Below are 16278 nucleotides of genomic sequence, written 5' to 3' on the forward strand. Positions count from 1 at the left end.
GGCCTTTTGATCGACCAGATCGGCGAGGTGTTGCGGCTGCCCGACGACGGCCGTGAGGACAACCCGGTCAACCTCGATCCCCGCATGGCCAAGCTCGCCGGCGGCGTCCACCGCCTCGACGGCCAGCTCATGGTCGTCCTCGATATCGATCGCGTGCTCGAACTGGTGCCTGATGCCAAGGCGGCCTGAGACGGGCCGATAGAACAGAAGAACTGAAACATCCCGCCGGGGATGAGGAAGTAGAGGTCGCAGATGAGAACGTGTCTTGTTGTCGATGACTCCAGCGTCATCCGCAAGGTCGCCCGCCGTATCCTGGAAGGGCTCGATTTCCAGATCGTCGAAGCCGAGGACGGCGCCAAGGCGCTCGAAGCCTGCAAGCGCGCGATGCCCGAGGCCGTGCTGCTCGACTGGAACATGCCTGTGATGGACGGCTACGAGTTTCTCGGCAATCTCCGCCGCATGCCCGGCGGCGATCAGCCCAAGGTCGTGTTCTGCACCACAGAGAACGATGTCGCGCATATCGCACGCGCGCTGCATGCCGGCGCCAACGAATACATCATGAAGCCGTTCGACCGGGACATCGTCACCGCGAAGTTCCAGGAGGTCGGGCTAATCTAAATTCTACCTTCGATCCGGCGGCAGAAGCCTTCGGCTCAACGGTTGTTGTGCGTCGTGTTGCGTCGCTGGTGAAGTCATGAGTGTTGCGTTGACAAGTACTGTGGTCCCGACATCGACCCGATCCGACAAGGTGCGGGTGATGGTCGTTGACGATTCCGTGGTCATCCGCGGGATGATCTCGCGCTGGATCGGCGCCGAGCCGGACATGGAGGTCGTGGCCTCGCTGCGCACCGGCCTCGATGCCGTCAACCAGCTCGAGCGCTTCAACCCCGACGTTGCGGTGCTCGATATCGAGATGCCCGACCTCGACGGCATCTCGGCGCTGCCGCAGCTCCTGGCCAAGAAGCGCGACCTCGTCATCATCATGGCCTCGACGCTGACCCGCCGCAACGCGGAGATCAGCCTGAAGGCGCTCTCGCTCGGCGCGTCCGATTACATTCCGAAGCCTGAGAGCACGCGCGAGGCCACCGCCGCGGAAACTTTCCGCCACGACCTGATCCAGAAGATCCGTCATCTCGGCGCCAAGGCGCGGCGCAGCACGGTGCACACCACGGCGAGCCCGCCGCTCGCGCCCGGACATGACAAGCCGCGCACGGGGCTGGCCCCCGCCGCAGCACCCGCCCAGGTCGCGCGCCGTTCGTTCGGCCTGCTGCAGCCGAAGGTGCTGCTGATCGGCTCCTCCACCGGCGGCCCCCAGGCGCTGATGTCGCTGGTCGCAGAGATCGGCCCCGTGATCGATCGCGTGCCGGTGCTGATCACCCAGCACATGCCGCCGACCTTCACCACCATTCTTGCCGAGCACCTGGCGCGCACCAGCAAGCGGCCAGCGCATGAGGGGATCGACGGCGAGACCATCAAGCCGGGCCAGATCTATCTGGCGCCGGGCGGACGCCATATGCGCATCGTCCGCCACGGCATCGATGCCACGATCGCGCTCGATGACGGGCCGCCGGTCAATTTCTGCAAGCCCGCGGTAGATCCGATGTTCACCTCCGCGATCGATGTCTGGCAGGGCAGCATCATGTCGGTGATCCTGACCGGCATGGGCTCCGACGGCATGCGCGGCGGCAAGGACATCGTCGCCGCCGGCGGCAGCGTGATCGCCCAGGACGAAGCGAGCAGCGTGGTGTGGGGCATGCCCGGTGCCGCGGTCCATGCCGGCATCTGCGCAGCCGTGCTGCCGCTCAATCAGATCGCACCGAAGCTCGTTCGCGTGTTTGCGGGAGACCGTTCGTGACGCCGCTGGACTACGAGTATCTGCGTAAGCTGCTGAAGGAACGTTCCGGTCTCGATCTGTCGGCCGACAAGCAATATCTCGTCGAGAGCCGCCTGTTGCCCCTGGCGCGCAGATCGAACCTCGCCGGCATTCCCGAACTCGTCCAGAAGATAAAGGGCGGCGCCGAGATCCTCACGTCGGAGGTGGTCGAGGCGATGACCACCAACGAGACCTTCTTCTTTCGCGACAAGATCCCGTTCGACCATCTGAAAGAAGCGGTGCTGCCGGCGCTGGCGCAGGCTCGTGCCGCGCGCCGCAGCTTGCGGGTCTGGTGCGCGGCCTCGTCGACCGGGCAGGAGCCGTATTCGATCGCGATGCTGCTGAAGGAGATGACCGCGCTGTTCGCCGGCTGGCGCATCGAGATCATCGCCACCGACCTGTCGCAGGCGGTGCTGGAAAAGTCCAAGGCCGGCCTGTTCAGCCAGTTCGAGGTGCAGCGCGGGCTGCCGATCCAGCTGCTGGTCAAGCACTTCGTGCAGCAGGGCGAGTGCTGGCAGCTCAATGCCGATATCCGCGGCATGGTGCAGCACCGCCAGCTCAATCTGCTGCAGGACGTTTCGCATCTCGGCACCTTCGACGTGATCTTCTGCCGCAACGTGCTGATCTATTTCGATCAGCAGACCAAGGCATCGATCTTCGGCAAGATCTCCCGGATGCTCGAGCCCGACGGCGTGCTGGCGCTCGGTGCGGCGGAATCCGTGGTCGGCATCACCAATCTGTTCAGGCCCTATCCGGACCGCCGCGGGCTCTATCAGCCCAGCACCGCGCCCGTCGCGCGCGCCGGCGCCGCGCATGTGCTGAAGGCGGTCGCGTCCGCTGCTCGTTGAGCAGAATGCGCTGAGGCGGCGTCCGCTTTCTCCGTGTCATTGCGAGCGAAGCGAAGCAATCCATTCCGCCGCGAGCGAAGAAATGGATTGCTTCGTCGCTATCGCTCCTCGTAATGACGGCGATGCAAAGTCCATCTTCTCGGGATGACGGGGTGAAGACGCGCGCTTGCGTCAACGCCGCTACAAAATCGCGTGCGGCAGGAAGCGCGAAGTGTTGCCGGTGATCGGGTTCTCGTCCTCTCGGATCGAGAGCCCGCAGGGCGTGTGGTCGACCAGCCAGCTGCCGACCACCGGGTACTGCCCGGAGAAATTCGACAGCGGCGCGAGCGCCTGCTGGATGAAGCCCTCGGCGCCGTAGGGGCCTTGCTCCGCGACCAGCGTGATGCCGGCGCTGACCAGTTCGACATTGGCGCCCTCACGCGAATAGATCGGCTTGCGCACGAACGAGGTGCCGAGCTGCGCGGCCTGCGGGTCGTCCTCGAAATAGGCCGGCAGCAGGTTGGGATGATTTGGGAACATTTCCCACAACAGCGGCAGGATGCCCTTGTTGGAGAGGATCGCCTTCCATGGCGGCTCGATCCATTGCGTCGGTGCCGTCGAGAGGTTCTTGCCAAACGCGTCGTGGAACATCCACTCCCATGGATAGAGCTTGAACGCGAGCGCGATCGGGCGTTCGTCGAGGTCGACGAACTGGCCGTCATTGCGCAGCCCGATCTGTTCGATGTCGAGCAGCGTCGTCTTCAGCCCGGCCTGCGCCGCGGTATCCTCGAGATAGGCGAGCGTGCCGGCGTCCTCGGAATTGCCGGTCAGTCCGGTGAGATGCAGCGGGCGGGTCGCGCCGATCGTCTTCCAGGCCGCGATCAACGCTTCGTGGATCGAGTTGAACTGGTCGGCGCGCTTCGGGATGATGTTGCGTTCGATTGCCTGTTCGAGCCAGGTCCATTGGAACACCGCGGCCTCGAAGATCGACGTCGGCGTGTCGGCATTGTATTCGAGCAGCTTGGCTGGGCCGCTGCCGCTGAATTTGAGGTCGAGCCGGCCGTAGAGGCTCGGCTCCTTGCGGCGCCAACTCGCCGCGATCATATCCCAAAACGCCTCCGGTATCTTCATCCGGCGCAGATAGCGTTCATCCTTGACCGCACGCCCGGCGAGTTCGAGGCACATCGCGTCGATCTCGCCGGTCGGCGCCTCGATATCGCGCTCGATCTCGTCGAGCGTGAAGCCGTAATAGGCGCGCTCGTCCCAGTAACGTTCGCCGTCGATGGTGTGGAAGGTGAAGCCGGCGCTTTCGGCGGTCGCCTGCCAATCGTCGCGCTCGGAACATGCGATGCGTTGCATAAGGGAGTCCGTGATCTTCAGACGATGCGTGTCAGCTCGGTGTCAGCCGCCGCCGAAGCCGAACGCATGCGCAAACGAGCCGAAGCCGCCGCGGCTGACCGACGAAGTTGACGATGAACCCGACGAGGATGAAGAGCCGCCGGACGAGGAACTGCTGCTGTAGAAGCTGCTGCGCGACGAGCCGCCGCCTCCACCGCTGCCGCCCGATCCGGATGACGAACTGCGCGGCGCGCAATCGGCGCCGGGCTGCGGGACGGCCGGCGCGGTCACGCCCGCAGGCGTTGGTGGGATGGGCTGGCAATTCTGCCGCGGCATCAGCGCATAGGCGCCGCCGCCAACCGCGAGCGTGCCCATCACCAGCAGCGCGACATGGTTGGAGCGTTTGGAAGGCGGTTCCAATCGCGGCGGTACCGCCGGCACCACCGGCCGCCGCTTGCCGAATTCCGGGTTCGGTTTGCGCGCCATGGTCAGCTCAATCGCTCAGTAGATCATGCAGGCCGCGTTCAGCGCGCCTGCGGCCAGCGAGGACAGCCCGAGCCAGATCGCCGCCGCCATCTCGCCGGAGGCGATCCGCGCCGACAGGTTCGGCACCGGGATCTTGACGATGTAGAAGACGATGATCTGCACGATCAGCGCGATGATGCTCCAGATCATGCAGTCGATCACATTGGCCGAATGCGCGATGGCGCTGACAACAGGCAGCACGAAGCCGAGCAGGCTGAGGCCGAGCGCAATCGCCGCCGCCGGATCGTTGTCGCGGATCAGCTGGAATTCGTCATGCGGGGTGACGCGTGTGTAGACGAAGAGGTAGGCGACCACGGCGATCAGCGCTGTGCAGAAATAGACCAGGAACGCCGGCAGGCCGGCGAGGGATTGCAGGATCATGTGATGCGCCCGAACAGCCCTAGATAGTCATCCTATAGCTGATTGGTCGCGGTTCGCGAAGCTTCGGTTCGATTTGAGCTGTGGGCTGGCCGCCGACCGCCGGCAGAAAATTGCTGCGCGGCGGTGTGAGCCGCTTCACAGCGGTTTCAGCGATAGTCGTCTATACGATATGCAACCAGAAGTGAATGTCGCGAATGGGCTCGGTGATCCCGATGACGACCAGCTTTGGCAACGACATCCTGCCGATGTTTCGACCGGGGGACATCGCCTGCATGGCGCCGAAGGGCGTTCGGCTCGGCGACGCCGACTGGATCTGCGACCCGGCCGGCAATGATGACTTCGCCGATCATGCCAACGCACGCCGCGTCTTCGCTGCACTGTCGTCCGGCTTCATGCCGCCCGGTCACCGATGGTCGCAGGACGCGCTCGACACCTATGCGAGCTGGATGGGGGACGGATTCCAACCTTGAACGGATTGCAACCTTGAACCCCAACCTTGAATCCAATGTGGAGAGCAAGATGAGAAGATCGATCGACACGCTGCTCGTCTGTGGTCTGCTGGTGCTTCTCGGGCTTCCGGCTGCGGCGCAATCGCCGCCGAACCCTGCGATGAGCGCGCCGGATCAGGTCGCCTGGCAGCTCTTCATCCAGGCCAACACCCGCGCCGGCGGCAGCAATTCGACGTTCGAGACTTGGGCGAGCGATACCGATCTGTTCCAGCCCAATCCGCAGTTCCCGGCCGCAGCGACGCCGCCGTCGCTGCGGCCGCCGATCCTGCCGCAGGTGGCGCGCGAAGGCGTGCAGCAGAGCGGCGGATTGTTGCCGGCGCTGCCGCCGGGCGCCGCGCAGGGGCAGATGGAGGAAACGCGTCACAACAAGCCGACGTTCGATTTCATCGTGCAGAACAATCTCTACAAGCGCTCGGGCGTGAAGGCCGCCTTCGGCAAGCAGCTGTCGTTCCCGGTCGATTCGATCGAGGTGAAGGGCAATTGGATGCCGGTCAGCGACATTCCGCAATTCACCAACAACAAGGTGACGGTGGCGCAGGTGCCGCAGCTCTATCACGTCAACAGCGCGGCCGGCGTGCAGTACGCCCTGGTCTCGATGCATGTCATCAGCAAGCAGGTGCCGAACTGGACCTGGGCGACGTTCGAGCACCGTTTCAATCCGGGCCGCTGCGACATCATCGGTTGCCGCGATAATTTCGGCGCGCAGACCGCATTCGTGCCGTCGAACCGGATCGCCGGCCAGGGCTATCCGGATTGCGTGAAGACGGCCGCACTGACCGCGATGCTGTCGAGCGCGGATATCGATCCCGTCTACAACAACTACTGCCTGAAGGGATCACAGGCCGATTTCGTCGACAACGTCGGGCTCGACATCAGGGTCGGCAATTCCGTCACCGAGGACGGCTTCGTCGCGACGTCGTCCTGCATCACCTGTCACGGACGAGCGGCCTTCAAGGCCGACGGCACGCCGGCCTCGCAGGCGGGATTCCTGTCGTTCGGTCCGAATGGCCCGGTCGCTCCGCTCGGGCCGCTGCTGCCGGAATGGTACTGGAAGTTCTCGGGCCAGCCGCCGATCTTCGAAGGCAAGCCGGGCCTCACGCGCATCGCAACGGCTGCGGACTTCGTGTGGTCGATCCCGTTCTGCGCCTACGACGATACGCAAACTCCGGTACAGCCGACGCCATGTAGCGGCAAGTGAGATCGCAGCGATGGCGGGCGCCTCCGAGCGCAGGGTTCCGCTAGCCGGCAGCAACCGCGCCGCGCCCGTCGGTGCGACGCTGGTCGGCGATGTCGATCCCGATGGGCGGATCCCCATCGTGGTCTATGTGAAGCGGCGCACCCCCGACAAGTTTGCGCCGGGCAGCGCCGGTGATCTTGCCCGGCTCGCCGGGCCGATCACGCGGCACCAGCTCGCGACGGAGCGTCACCGCAGTCATGCCCGCGCCATCGCCCGCGTGGTGCGGCTGGCGGCCGAGCGAGGCTTGACCGTCGGCCGCAGCGATCCGGTCGCGCGCACGGTCGAGCTGCAAGGCACCGCGCGGCAGATGGCCGAGATCTTCGGCGCGACGCTGCGCACCTACCACGACGGCGAGCGCACGTTTCGCGCCCGCGTCGGCGGCCTGACGGTGCCGGCCGAGATCGCGCCATGGACCCGCGCCATTCTCGGCTTCGATCAGCGGCCGCTGCGGACCAGGACGCCGCTTGTGAGGGCCGAGGCCGACACGGGCAGCGGCAGCGGACTGTGGCCGACCGACGTCGCGGCGCTCTACGGCATTCCGCTCGATCGCGACGTGTCGTCGATCTGCGTCGGCGTCATCGCGCTCGGTGGCGGCTATCTCGCGAGCGATCTCGCCATGGCGGTGGCCGGCATGGACCGGCCGCCGCCGGTGGTCGTCAACGTGCCGCCGGCCGGCAATGATGGCAGCTTCGGCAGCAACGATGTCGCCGATCAGGAGATCGCGCTCGATCTCCAGGTGCTCGCCGGCCTGCTGCCGAAGGGCAAGATCGCGGTCTACTTTGCCGAGAACTCCGCCGCCGGTCTCACCGGCGCGATCCATCAGGCGGTGTTCGATGAGAAGCACGCGCCGCAGGTAATCTCCGTCAGCTGGGGTAGCGCCGAGAAATACTGGACCGAGCCGGGGCGCGACGCGATGCAGGCGGTGCTGGCCGATGCCGCGCGGCTGCGGGTCAGCGTGCTGTTCGCCTCGGGTGATCAGCTCGCGACCAGCGGCCTGACCGACGGCAAAGTCCATGTCTGGTTTCCCGCCTCGAGCCCCTATGCGACGAGCTGCGGCGGCACCCAGCCCGTGGGCAATGGGGCGGCCGCCGCGGAGGCGGTCTGGAACGCCGGCGCGGTCGGCACCGGCGGCGGCATCAGCGACGCGTTTCCCGTCCCCGACTATCAGTTGCATGTGACGCTGCCGGAATCGCAGAACGACGGCGCCATCAGGCGCGGCGTGCCCGATGTCGCCTGCGCGGCGTCGGCGAGCCCGGGCTACCGCATCATCGTCAACGGACAGGCAATGGCGATGAGCGGGACCAGCGCCGCGACGCCGCTATGGGCCGCGCTGGTCGCAATAGCTGTCGCCGCGCGCGGCGAGCAGATCGGCTTGCTCAACGCGGCGCTGTATTCCAACCCTGGCGCGTTCCGTGCGGTCGTGCAGGGCAATAACCGCGTCGGCGGCAGGGGTTACGATGCCGGCCCCGGTTGGAACGCCTGCACCGGGCTCGGCGTTCCGAAGGGCGCGGATCTGCTTGCCGCCTTGACCGCGATCCCGGTGGCGTAATTTCTCAAACAAAAACCCCGCCATTTGCGGCGGGGTCCAGGAGGTTTGCTGTAGAAAGCGAAGCGTCAGGCGGGAATGCGTTCGTCAGCCTCGTGCGGCTCGCGCAGCACGTAGCCGCGGCCCCACACGGTCTCGATGAAATTGCGGCCCTCGGAGGCGTTGGCGAGCTTCTTGCGGAGCTTGCAGATGAAGACGTCGATGATCTTCAGCTCCGGCTCATCCATGCCGCCGTAGAGATGGTTGAGGAACATTTCCTTGGTGAGCGTGGTGCCCTTGCGGAGCGAGAGCAGCTCCAGCATCTGGTATTCCTTGCCGGTGAGGTGGACGCGCTGACCGCCGACCTCGACCGTCTTGGTGTCCAGATTGACCACGAGATCGCCGGTCTGGATCACCGACTGGGCGTGACCCTTGGAGCGGCGCACGATCGCGTGGATGCGGGCGACCAGCTCGTCCTTGTGGAAGGGTTTGGTCATGTAGTCGTCGGCGCCGACGCCGAGACCCTTGACCTTGTCCTCGATGCCGGCGAGGCCGGAGAGGATCAGAATGGGAGTCTTGATCTTCGAAACCCGGAGCTGCTTGAGCACGTCGTAGCCGGACATGTCGGGCAGGTTGAGGTCGAGCAGGATGATGTCGTAGTCGTAAAGCTTGCCGAGGTCGACGCCTTCTTCACCGAGATCCGTCGTGTAGACGTTGAAACTCTCGGATTTGAGCATCAATTCGATCGACTGCGCGACGGCGCTATCATCTTCAATCAGCAAAACGCGCATGCCAGTCCCCTATAGTCGCCGCTCCGGGCGTCAGGTCGGCCGCACTTGCGGCACTCACAAAACGCCTTTGAACAACTGATTCGGATCCTGACGAGATATGGTTAACAAAAACTGATTCCTCGACGCAAGCTCTAACCGTGCAATTTTTGTCGAATCGCCCTAAGATATTGCGTAGAAGAAGCTTTTCCTAACCGCGCTCGTTCAGTTTCCACATTAAGAGCCGGGCCTAACCGACTCTCGCGACTCGCCCTTCTTCTGATGGGCGAGCGACCTCAGTCACCAAAGACAGTGACGCAATGATTAATGATGCGGGTAAACACGAAGTTAAGCGGCCGGAGCAAAATTGCCGAAACTTAAGGTTTTCGCAATGAAGGCACTCGCGGAGCAGATCGGCGACATCGACGGCGTCAATATTTATGGCCGCGTGGTCGGCGTCCGCGGGCTGATGGTCGAGATCGCCGGTCCCATTCATGCGATGTCGGTCGGCGCGCGCATCGTGATCGACGTCGGCGCCGGCCGCTCCATCCCGGCCGAGGTGATCGGCTTCTCCGGCGAGAACGCTGTGGTGATGCCGTTCGGCGGGCTCGAGGGCGTCAGGCGCGGCTGCCGCGCCGTGATCGCCAACGCGGCGAGCCAGGTGCGGCCGTCGCCGGCCTGGCTCGGCCGCGTCGTCAACGCGATGGGCGAACCGATCGACGGCAAGGGGCCGCTGGTCCAGGGCGCTTCGCCGATGTCCTACCGCAACTCGCCGCCCCCGGCACATTCGCGCAAGCGTGTGGGCCCGCCGCTCGACCTCGGCGTGCGCGGTCTCAATACTTTCCTGACCTGCTGCCGCGGCCAGCGGCTCGGCATCTTCGCCGGCTCCGGTGTCGGCAAGTCGGTGCTGCTGTCGATGCTGGCACGCAATGTCGATGCCGCGATCTCGGTGATCGGGCTGATCGGCGAACGCGGCCGCGAGGTGCAGGAATTCCTCCAGGAGGATCTCGGCGAGGAGGGGCTGGCGCGCTCGGTCGTGGTGGTCGCCACCTCGGACGAGCCGGCCCTGATGCGGCGCCAGGCGGCCTACCTCACGCTCGCCATCGCGGAATATTTCCGCGACGAGGACCAGGACGTGCTGTGCCTGATGGATTCGGTGACGCGCTTTGCGATGGCGCAGCGCGAGATCGGGCTCTCGGCGGGCGAGCCGCCGACTGCCAAGGGCTACACGCCGACCGTGTTCACCGAACTGCCGAAGCTGCTCGAGCGGGCAGGGCCGGGCACCGGCGAGGGCACCATCACCGCGATCTTCACCGTGCTGGTCGACGGCGACGACCACAACGAGCCGATCGCTGACGCGGTGCGCGGCATCCTCGACGGCCACATCGTGATGCAGCGGGCGATCGCCGAGCGCGGCCGCTACCCCGCGGTCAACATCCTCAAGTCGGTTTCCCGCACCATGCCGCGGTCCGCCGACCCTGAGTTCCTGCCCTTCATCAACAAGGCGCGGCAGGTGATGGCGACCTATGCCGACATGGAGGAACTGATCCGGCTCGGCGCCTACCGGCCGGGCTCCAGCCCGGAGGTCGACGAGGCGATCCGGCTGCACGAGCCGCTGGAGGCCTTCCTGCGCCAGGCCAAGGACGAAGCGACCAGTCTGGGCGATGGCTACCGGCAACTCGCTCAAATCCTGTCGGGTTTGGAAACGGAACGCTAACTTTGTCAGGCCATCATCCCCGGCACACCATAGCTATGCCGGCGGGGCCCAGCGGGGAGCCGGTTCTGTCCCGCGTTCAGAATTGGGACTTCTGGGGAGTATGAGTCGATGAAGTCACGTGAAACGCTGATCCGCCTGAAGAAGTTTCAGGTCGATGAAAAGCGCCGTCGGGTTACCCAGATCGAAGGCATGATCGCCGACTTCCAGCGCATGTCCGTCGAGCTCGAGCGCGAGATCCAGACCGAGCAGGAGCGCGCCGGGATCAACGATCCCTCGCACTTCGCCTATCCGACCTACGCCAAGGCCGCGATCCAGCGCCGCGAGAACCTGACCCGTTCGGCCGACGAACTGCGTACCCAGCTCGACGACGCCAAGGCGCTGCTGTCGGAAGCATTCGAGGAGCTGAAGAAGGTCGAGCTGCTCGACGAGCGCGACCAGGCGCGCGAACGCGCGGAGGAGAGTGCCCGTGAACAAGCCGACATGGATTCGATCGGCCTGATGCGGGCCCGGCTCGGCGTCATCGCCTGAACCTCGCTTTCCTCCGCTGACCAGATTGCGAGCCCGGGCCGATCACCCGGGCTTTTTGCTGGGCGCCTGTCCACAAGCCCGCCGTCTGTCGACCACTTGGCGGATCGTGGTGTCCCAAAATATGCTACCACCGGTCCGGACCAGATGATGATCGGCAGCGCGGTGGCAATGAGGCGGTGGGGGATGCAGGCTCGGAGGGCGCTGAATGCTGACGCCGGCTGAGCTCGTCTGGCTGATCGCCGCCGTCGCGAAGGGGGATCAGGCCGCCTTCGAGCGGCTGTACGCCGCGACCCGGGCGAAACTCTTTGGCGTCGTGCTCCGTATCTTGCGGCGTCAGGACCTCGCCGAGGAGGTCATTCAGGAGGCTTACGTCAAGATCTGGAACAGCGCCGGGCAGTTCAATCCGGCCCTGTCTTCGCCGATCACATGGATGACGTCGATTGCGCGCAACCGCGCCATCGATGTCGTGCGCAAGCGAGGCGAGACCTCGCTGGAAGAAGAGCCGGCGGCGATGGAAGTCGCCGCCGACCAGCCCGATCCGCTGGCGCGGCGGGAAATGACGGAAGAGTTGAAGCGGTTGCTGGAGTGCGTCGGTCGTCTGGAGCCCGATCGTCAGAAGCTCGTGCTGCTCGCCTATTACAACGGCTGGAGCCGCGAGCAGCTCGCCGCAAAGTTCGAGACACCGGTGAATACGGTGAAGACCTGGCTGCGCCGCAGCCTGATGGATATCCGGGAGTGTCTTGGACTCTGATTGATGGCCTATAGCGAAGACCATATCGCGCTCGCCGCGGAATATGCGCTCGGTACCCTCGATGCCGACGAGCGTACGCAGGTCGAGACCATGATGGCCGTCGACAACGAGTTCGCAGCCCTCGTGCAGGCCTGGGAGTTCAGGCTCGGGACGCTGAACCAGATGGTCGGCCTCGTCGAGCCGCGTCCGGTGGTCTGGGAGAACATCAAGGCGGCGATCGGCCATGCCGGCCCGCCGCAGGCGCCGCTGGTGCTGCCTGAGACGCCGGCCGCGACGGTGACGCCGCCGCCTGCGCCGACGACCGACGATCCCGAATTCGGCTCGGCGTTCGATCCGGAGCCGCCGCCGTCAGCCGGGATGCCGCAGTCAGCCGAGCCTAGGCGGCTGCCCGAGCTCCGGCAGCCACGGGTCGTCTTCGACGAGCGCAACGTGACCGCGCTTTCGAACCGCGTGAAGCGCTGGCGCGGCATCGCCTCGGCCGCGACCGCGATCGCGGCCGCGCTGCTGGTGACACTCGGATTGCAGATCTACCGGCCCGACGCCTTGCCGAACGCGATCCGGCCGAAGCCGCGCATCCAGACCGTCGAAGTGAAGACGCCGGCGCCGGCGCTCGCGCCGTCGGCGCAATATGTCGCGCTGCTGCAGGGGCCGAATGGCGGGCCGGCCTTCATCATGACCATCGATGGCGCGACCAAGAATTTCACGGTGCGCAAGGTCGACGCCGCGTCCGAGCCCGGCAAGAGCTTCGAGCTCTGGCTGATCTCCGACAGACTGCCGCAGCCGCGCTCGCTCGGCGTGATCGGCGCCGATGATTTCACTGCGCGCCCGGTGCTGTCGGGCTACGATCCCGATGTAATCAACGGCGCGACCTACGCGGTGACGGTCGAGCAAGCCGGCGGTTCGCCGAACGGCCAGCCGACCTCGGCGCCGATCTTCACCGGCAAGCTGATCGAGACCGTGCCGGGCGCGTCGGGGTCGCCGCGATAGGCGCGAACTCAATATTCCATTGTAGCCCGTCATTGCGAGGAGCGTCAGCGACGAAGCAATCCATCCTTCCGCGTGCTCGGTGACAATGGATTGCTTCGCTTCGCTCGCAATGACGTGGATGGAGTTTGTGCGTTTCAGGGTGTGACTTCGCGCAGCTCATCCGCAAAAAAAGAAAACGCCCGTGGGGAGCGGGCGTTTTCGATAGTCAACTTGGGGGTAGTTGGGGGTCTTAAATATCCACGTGGCGACTTTGGGGGGCTGTAAAGAACACCACGTGAATTCGTGAAACTCTCCTGTTAGCGGACCAGCGACGTGCCCGAACTAGTGATCGCGACCGGCTTGCCGGCCTTCATGACCCGCGCCGTCTGCGTGTAACCATCATCCGACGAGTTATGTGCCGCGATGCCAAAGCCCGCGACCAGGATACCGGCGAACAACGCCACGACCACAATCTTCAGGTGCGTCATACGATCGGCGCTGTAGATCGAGTGGTTCATGGAAGTCTCCTGCCGCCTTCCTGCTCTCGCTAAATCTGTCGGTTCGGTTTGTTGTCCGGTTCAACGTCTCGTGCCCCACTAACGTAGGATTTGCCGATTCCGTTCCCCAGAGGTCATCACAAGGGCGTGATGATACGTGATCAATCGCGATCAAAAGCTGCCTTCAGCTTCCAAAGCCAACATTAACTGCACGTAATATCAGTAACTTGCTAAGTATCCGGATCATATTACCCGATAAAGGGCCGTTCCGGATAGTTTCACATAAATCAGTTGCCTGTGGCGAGAAAGCACAGGCGAAAACGCAAGTGATTTGCGACGGCTAGAGCGATTTTGAGTGAAGCCTATCTCGCACTTGATGCGGGATGGACGCCGGGTTTGCGTGAAGAAAACGCGTCCAGACAAGAAGCCCTACACGCTGCCGACGGTCTTCAGCCGGGCCCGCGGATGGATCTCGGCCTGCGACAAAACGGTGGTCTGCGAGCGGAACCGTTCCACCAGAGAGCGAACGAACGGCCGGATCGCCGCCGATGTCACCAGTACCGGCGCCTCGCCTTCGCGCGCCGCCTGCTCGAAGGCGTTGCGCACGGCCGTCATGAATTCCGACAGCTTCGAGGGCTGCATCGCCAGGCTGCGGTCGTCGCCGGTGCCGACGATCGACTCGGCAAACGCCTGCTCCCAGCGCGCCGACAGCGCGATCAGCGGCAGGTAGCCGTTCGGCGAGGTGTTCTGGGCGCAGATCTGGCGCGCCAGCCGGGCGCGGACGTGCTCGACCATGGTGGCCGGATTGCGCGAGAACGCCAGCGCGTCGGCGATGCCCTCGAGGATGGTCGAGAGGTCGCGGATCGAGATCCGCTCGGCGAGCAGCAATTGCAGCACGCGCTGGATGCCCGACACCGTGACCTGGCTCGGGACGATGTCCTTGATCAACTCGCCCTGCTCCTTCGGCAGGTCCTTCAAGAGCTTCTGCACCTCGCCGTAGGACAGCAAGTCCGACATGTTGGTCTTCAGCAGCTCGGTCAGGTGCGTCGACAGCACGGTCGCGGCGTCGACCACGGTGTAGCCCTTCAGCGCGGCCTCTTCCTTCAGGCCGGCGTCGACCCATGTCGCGGGCAGGCCGAAGGTCGGCTCGATGGTGTGGATGCCGGGCAGCTGCACTTGGTTGCCGGCGGGATCCATGACCATGAACTGGCTCGGCCAGATCTTGCCGGTGCCGGCGTCGACTTCCTTGATCTTGATGGCGTAGCTGTTGGCCTCGAGCTGCACATTGTCGAGGATGCGCACCGCCGGCATCACGAAACCCATCTCGATCGCGAGCGAACGGCGCAGCGCCTTGATCTGCTCGGTGAGGCGATCGGTGCCGTCGGGGCCGTTGACCAGCGGCAGCAGCGCATAGCCGAGCTCGATCTTGAGGTCGTCGATCTTCAGCGCGGCGGCGATCGGCTCCTCCGCGGCGGCAGCGGCGGCGGCCGCGGCTGCAGCGGGGGCGGCGGCCGCTGCCGTTTCGGCCGCCTTGGCCGCGCGCTTCTGGTTGCGGGCATTCCAGGCCAGCGCCGCGGCGCCAGAGCCCAGCGCCAGGAACGGCAATGTCGGAATGCCCGGCAGCAGCGCCAGCACCAGCATGACGCCGGCCGACATACCGAGCGCCTGCGGATAGCCGGAGAGCTGGCGCATCAGCGCCTTGTCGGCGGCGCCGGTGATGCCGGCCTTGGAAACCAGGAGGCCGGCGGCGGTCGAGACGATCAGCGCGGGCACCTGGGTGACGAGGCCGTCGCCCACCGTCAGCACGGTGTAGGTGCGGGCGGCTTCGCCGAAGGAGAGGCCCTGCTGGGCGACGCCGATGATGATGCCGCCGACGATGTTGATGCCGACGATCAGGAGGCCGGCGATGGCGTCGCCGCGGACGAATTTCGAGGCACCGTCCATCGCGCCGAAGAAGCCGCTCTCGTCTTCCAGTGCCTTGCGGCGCTCCTTGGCGGCCTTCTCGTCGATCAGGCCGGCGGACAGGTCGGCGTCGATCGCCATCTGCTTGCCGGGCATCGAGTCCAGCTGGAAGCGTGCCGCGACTTCGGCGATACGGCCCGAACCCTTGGTGATGACCACGAAGTTCACGATCACCAGGATCGCGAACACGATGATGCCGATCACGAAGTTGCCGCCCATCACGAAGTTGCCGAACGCCTCGATGACGTGGCCGGCGGCCGCGGTGCCCTCGTGGCCGTGGCTCAGGATCAGGCGGGTCGAGGCCATGTTCAGCGACAGCCGCAGCATGGTCGAGATCAGCAGGATGGTCGGAAACGACGAGAATTCCAGCGGCGCCTGGATGAACAGCGAGGTCATCAGGATCAGGATCGAGACAGTGATCGAGACCGCCAAAAACAGGTCGAGCACGATCGCGGGCAGCGGCAGGATCAGCACCACCAGGATGGTGAGGACGCCGAGCGCCAGCGCGAGATCGCCGCGCTTGAGGATGTCGCCGATCTCGCCGAGACCAGGCAATCCGCCCTTGCCTGCCGTGCCTTGCCCCGCCGTGACGTCGACCATGGTAGCCGCTCTCCCCCGCGACTGGCGGCTACGGCCGCCAAGCGTCTGCGCGACGGCCGCAGGGCCGCCGTTCCGAAAGTGAGGCACCGCGCTGGCGTTCACGGGGATCTCCGCCCGTTAGACGCGTTCGACGACACTCGACTTCACTCGGCAATTCTTGCCGGGTGTATGGTTAGCAAAGGGTTAATAAATGCCGTCCAGGGGCCGCGCGGGACGTCGCAGGCTTCAGGTCACTGGGATTTTGGGCCAGGAGGGGCGGGACCCGCCCGGCGGTT

17 protein-coding genes are annotated in these 16278 nt (G+C 65.1%); 11 read left to right on the forward strand and 6 right to left on the reverse strand.

The genetic code is table 11. The features are described 5' to 3' along the window. From AKN83_RS14150 to AKN83_RS14165, 4 genes are all read left to right on the forward strand, one after another. A partial coding sequence (locus tag AKN83_RS14150) for a chemotaxis protein CheW (protein WP_172803551.1) occupies positions 1-189 on the forward strand: 189 nt, incomplete at its 5' end. Between the two features lie 63 nt (positions 190-252). Further along, positions 253-618 carry a response regulator gene (locus tag AKN83_RS14155; RefSeq protein WP_018273268.1) on the forward strand — a complete coding sequence of 122 codons (366 nt, stop codon included), beginning with the start codon at positions 253-255 and terminating at the stop codon, positions 616-618. A gap of 76 nt (positions 619-694) precedes the next feature. Beyond that, entirely contained in the window at positions 695-1855 is a 1161-nt protein-coding gene (locus AKN83_RS14160; RefSeq protein WP_050401134.1) for a protein-glutamate methylesterase/protein-glutamine glutaminase, read from the forward strand. Then, a complete protein-coding gene (locus AKN83_RS14165; protein WP_050401133.1) occupies positions 1852-2721 on the forward strand; it encodes a CheR family methyltransferase in 870 nt (289 codons plus the stop codon). The genes AKN83_RS14160 and AKN83_RS14165 overlap by 4 nt, the downstream gene beginning before the upstream one ends. A gap of 180 nt (positions 2722-2901) precedes the next feature. Here AKN83_RS14165 and AKN83_RS14170 read toward each other — a convergent pair whose 3' ends face one another. From AKN83_RS14170 to AKN83_RS14180, 3 genes are read right to left on the reverse strand one after another with little or no spacing between them, the layout of a single operon-like run. Next, positions 2902-4059 carry a glutathionylspermidine synthase family protein gene (locus AKN83_RS14170; protein ID WP_050401132.1) on the reverse strand — a complete coding sequence of 386 codons (1158 nt, stop codon included), beginning with the start codon at positions 4057-4059 and terminating at the stop codon, positions 2902-2904. 42 nt (positions 4060-4101) lie between these two features. Further along, positions 4102-4524 carry a hypothetical protein gene (locus tag AKN83_RS14175; RefSeq protein ID WP_050401131.1) on the reverse strand — a complete coding sequence of 141 codons (423 nt, stop codon included), beginning with the start codon at positions 4522-4524 and terminating at the stop codon, positions 4102-4104. Positions 4525-4539: 15 nt separating this feature from the next. Then, positions 4540-4944: a DUF350 domain-containing protein gene (locus tag AKN83_RS14180; protein WP_050401130.1), complete on the reverse strand. Its 405-nt coding sequence runs from the start codon at positions 4942-4944 to the stop codon at positions 4540-4542. 212 nt (positions 4945-5156) lie between these two features. On the opposite strand from AKN83_RS14180, the gene AKN83_RS14185 reads away from it, so the two are divergent. From AKN83_RS14185 to AKN83_RS14195, 3 genes are read left to right on the forward strand one after another with little or no spacing between them, the layout of a single operon-like run. Continuing rightward, entirely contained in the window at positions 5157-5414 is a 258-nt protein-coding gene (locus AKN83_RS14185) for a hypothetical protein (protein WP_157113381.1), read from the forward strand. 49 nt (positions 5415-5463) lie between these two features. After that, on the forward strand, positions 5464-6651 hold the full coding sequence (locus AKN83_RS40555; RefSeq protein WP_172803552.1) for a hypothetical protein: 1188 nt from the start codon (positions 5464-5466) through the stop codon (positions 6649-6651). A gap of 10 nt (positions 6652-6661) precedes the next feature. Further along, positions 6662-8239 (forward strand): S53 family peptidase, encoded by a 1578-nt coding sequence (locus AKN83_RS14195; RefSeq protein ID WP_050401127.1) that lies wholly within the window; start codon positions 6662-6664, stop codon positions 8237-8239. Positions 8240-8304: 65 nt separating this feature from the next. Here the strand turns inward: AKN83_RS14195 and ctrA are convergent, their stop codons facing one another. Then, complete coding sequence (ctrA, locus tag AKN83_RS14200) at positions 8305-9006, reverse strand: response regulator transcription factor CtrA (protein ID WP_016848562.1); 702 nt, start codon at positions 9004-9006, stop codon at positions 8305-8307. A gap of 367 nt (positions 9007-9373) precedes the next feature. On the opposite strand from ctrA, the gene fliI reads away from it, so the two are divergent. The 4 genes from fliI to AKN83_RS14220 all read left to right on the forward strand — a co-directional run bounded on the left by fliI (position 9374) and on the right by AKN83_RS14220 (position 12965). Continuing rightward, a complete protein-coding gene (gene fliI, locus AKN83_RS14205; protein ID WP_050401126.1) occupies positions 9374-10699 on the forward strand; it encodes a flagellar protein export ATPase FliI in 1326 nt (441 codons plus the stop codon). A gap of 108 nt (positions 10700-10807) precedes the next feature. Continuing rightward, on the forward strand, positions 10808-11227 hold the full coding sequence (fliJ, locus tag AKN83_RS14210) for a flagellar export protein FliJ (protein ID WP_050401125.1): 420 nt from the start codon (positions 10808-10810) through the stop codon (positions 11225-11227). Positions 11228-11432: 205 nt separating this feature from the next. Next, the gene (locus tag AKN83_RS14215) at positions 11433-11978 is read left to right on the forward strand and encodes a sigma-70 family RNA polymerase sigma factor (protein WP_050401124.1); all 546 of its coding nucleotides are present in this window, start codon (positions 11433-11435) and stop codon (positions 11976-11978) included. Between the two features lie 3 nt (positions 11979-11981). Beyond that, positions 11982-12965, forward strand: a complete 984-nt coding sequence (locus AKN83_RS14220) for an anti-sigma factor (RefSeq protein ID WP_050401123.1) — start codon at positions 11982-11984, stop codon at positions 12963-12965. A gap of 296 nt (positions 12966-13261) precedes the next feature. Here AKN83_RS14220 and AKN83_RS14225 read toward each other — a convergent pair whose 3' ends face one another. Beyond that, a complete protein-coding gene (locus AKN83_RS14225) occupies positions 13262-13462 on the reverse strand; it encodes a hypothetical protein (RefSeq protein ID WP_050401122.1) in 201 nt (66 codons plus the stop codon). Between the two features lie 408 nt (positions 13463-13870). Then, positions 13871-16003: a flagellar biosynthesis protein FlhA gene (gene flhA, locus AKN83_RS14230; RefSeq protein WP_050401121.1), complete on the reverse strand. Its 2133-nt coding sequence runs from the start codon at positions 16001-16003 to the stop codon at positions 13871-13873. Positions 16004-16278 lie beyond the last annotated feature (275 nt).

It is taken from the genome of Bradyrhizobium embrapense (assembly GCF_001189235.2).
In the GTDB taxonomy this organism is placed as follows: domain Bacteria; phylum Pseudomonadota; class Alphaproteobacteria; order Rhizobiales; family Xanthobacteraceae; genus Bradyrhizobium; species Bradyrhizobium embrapense.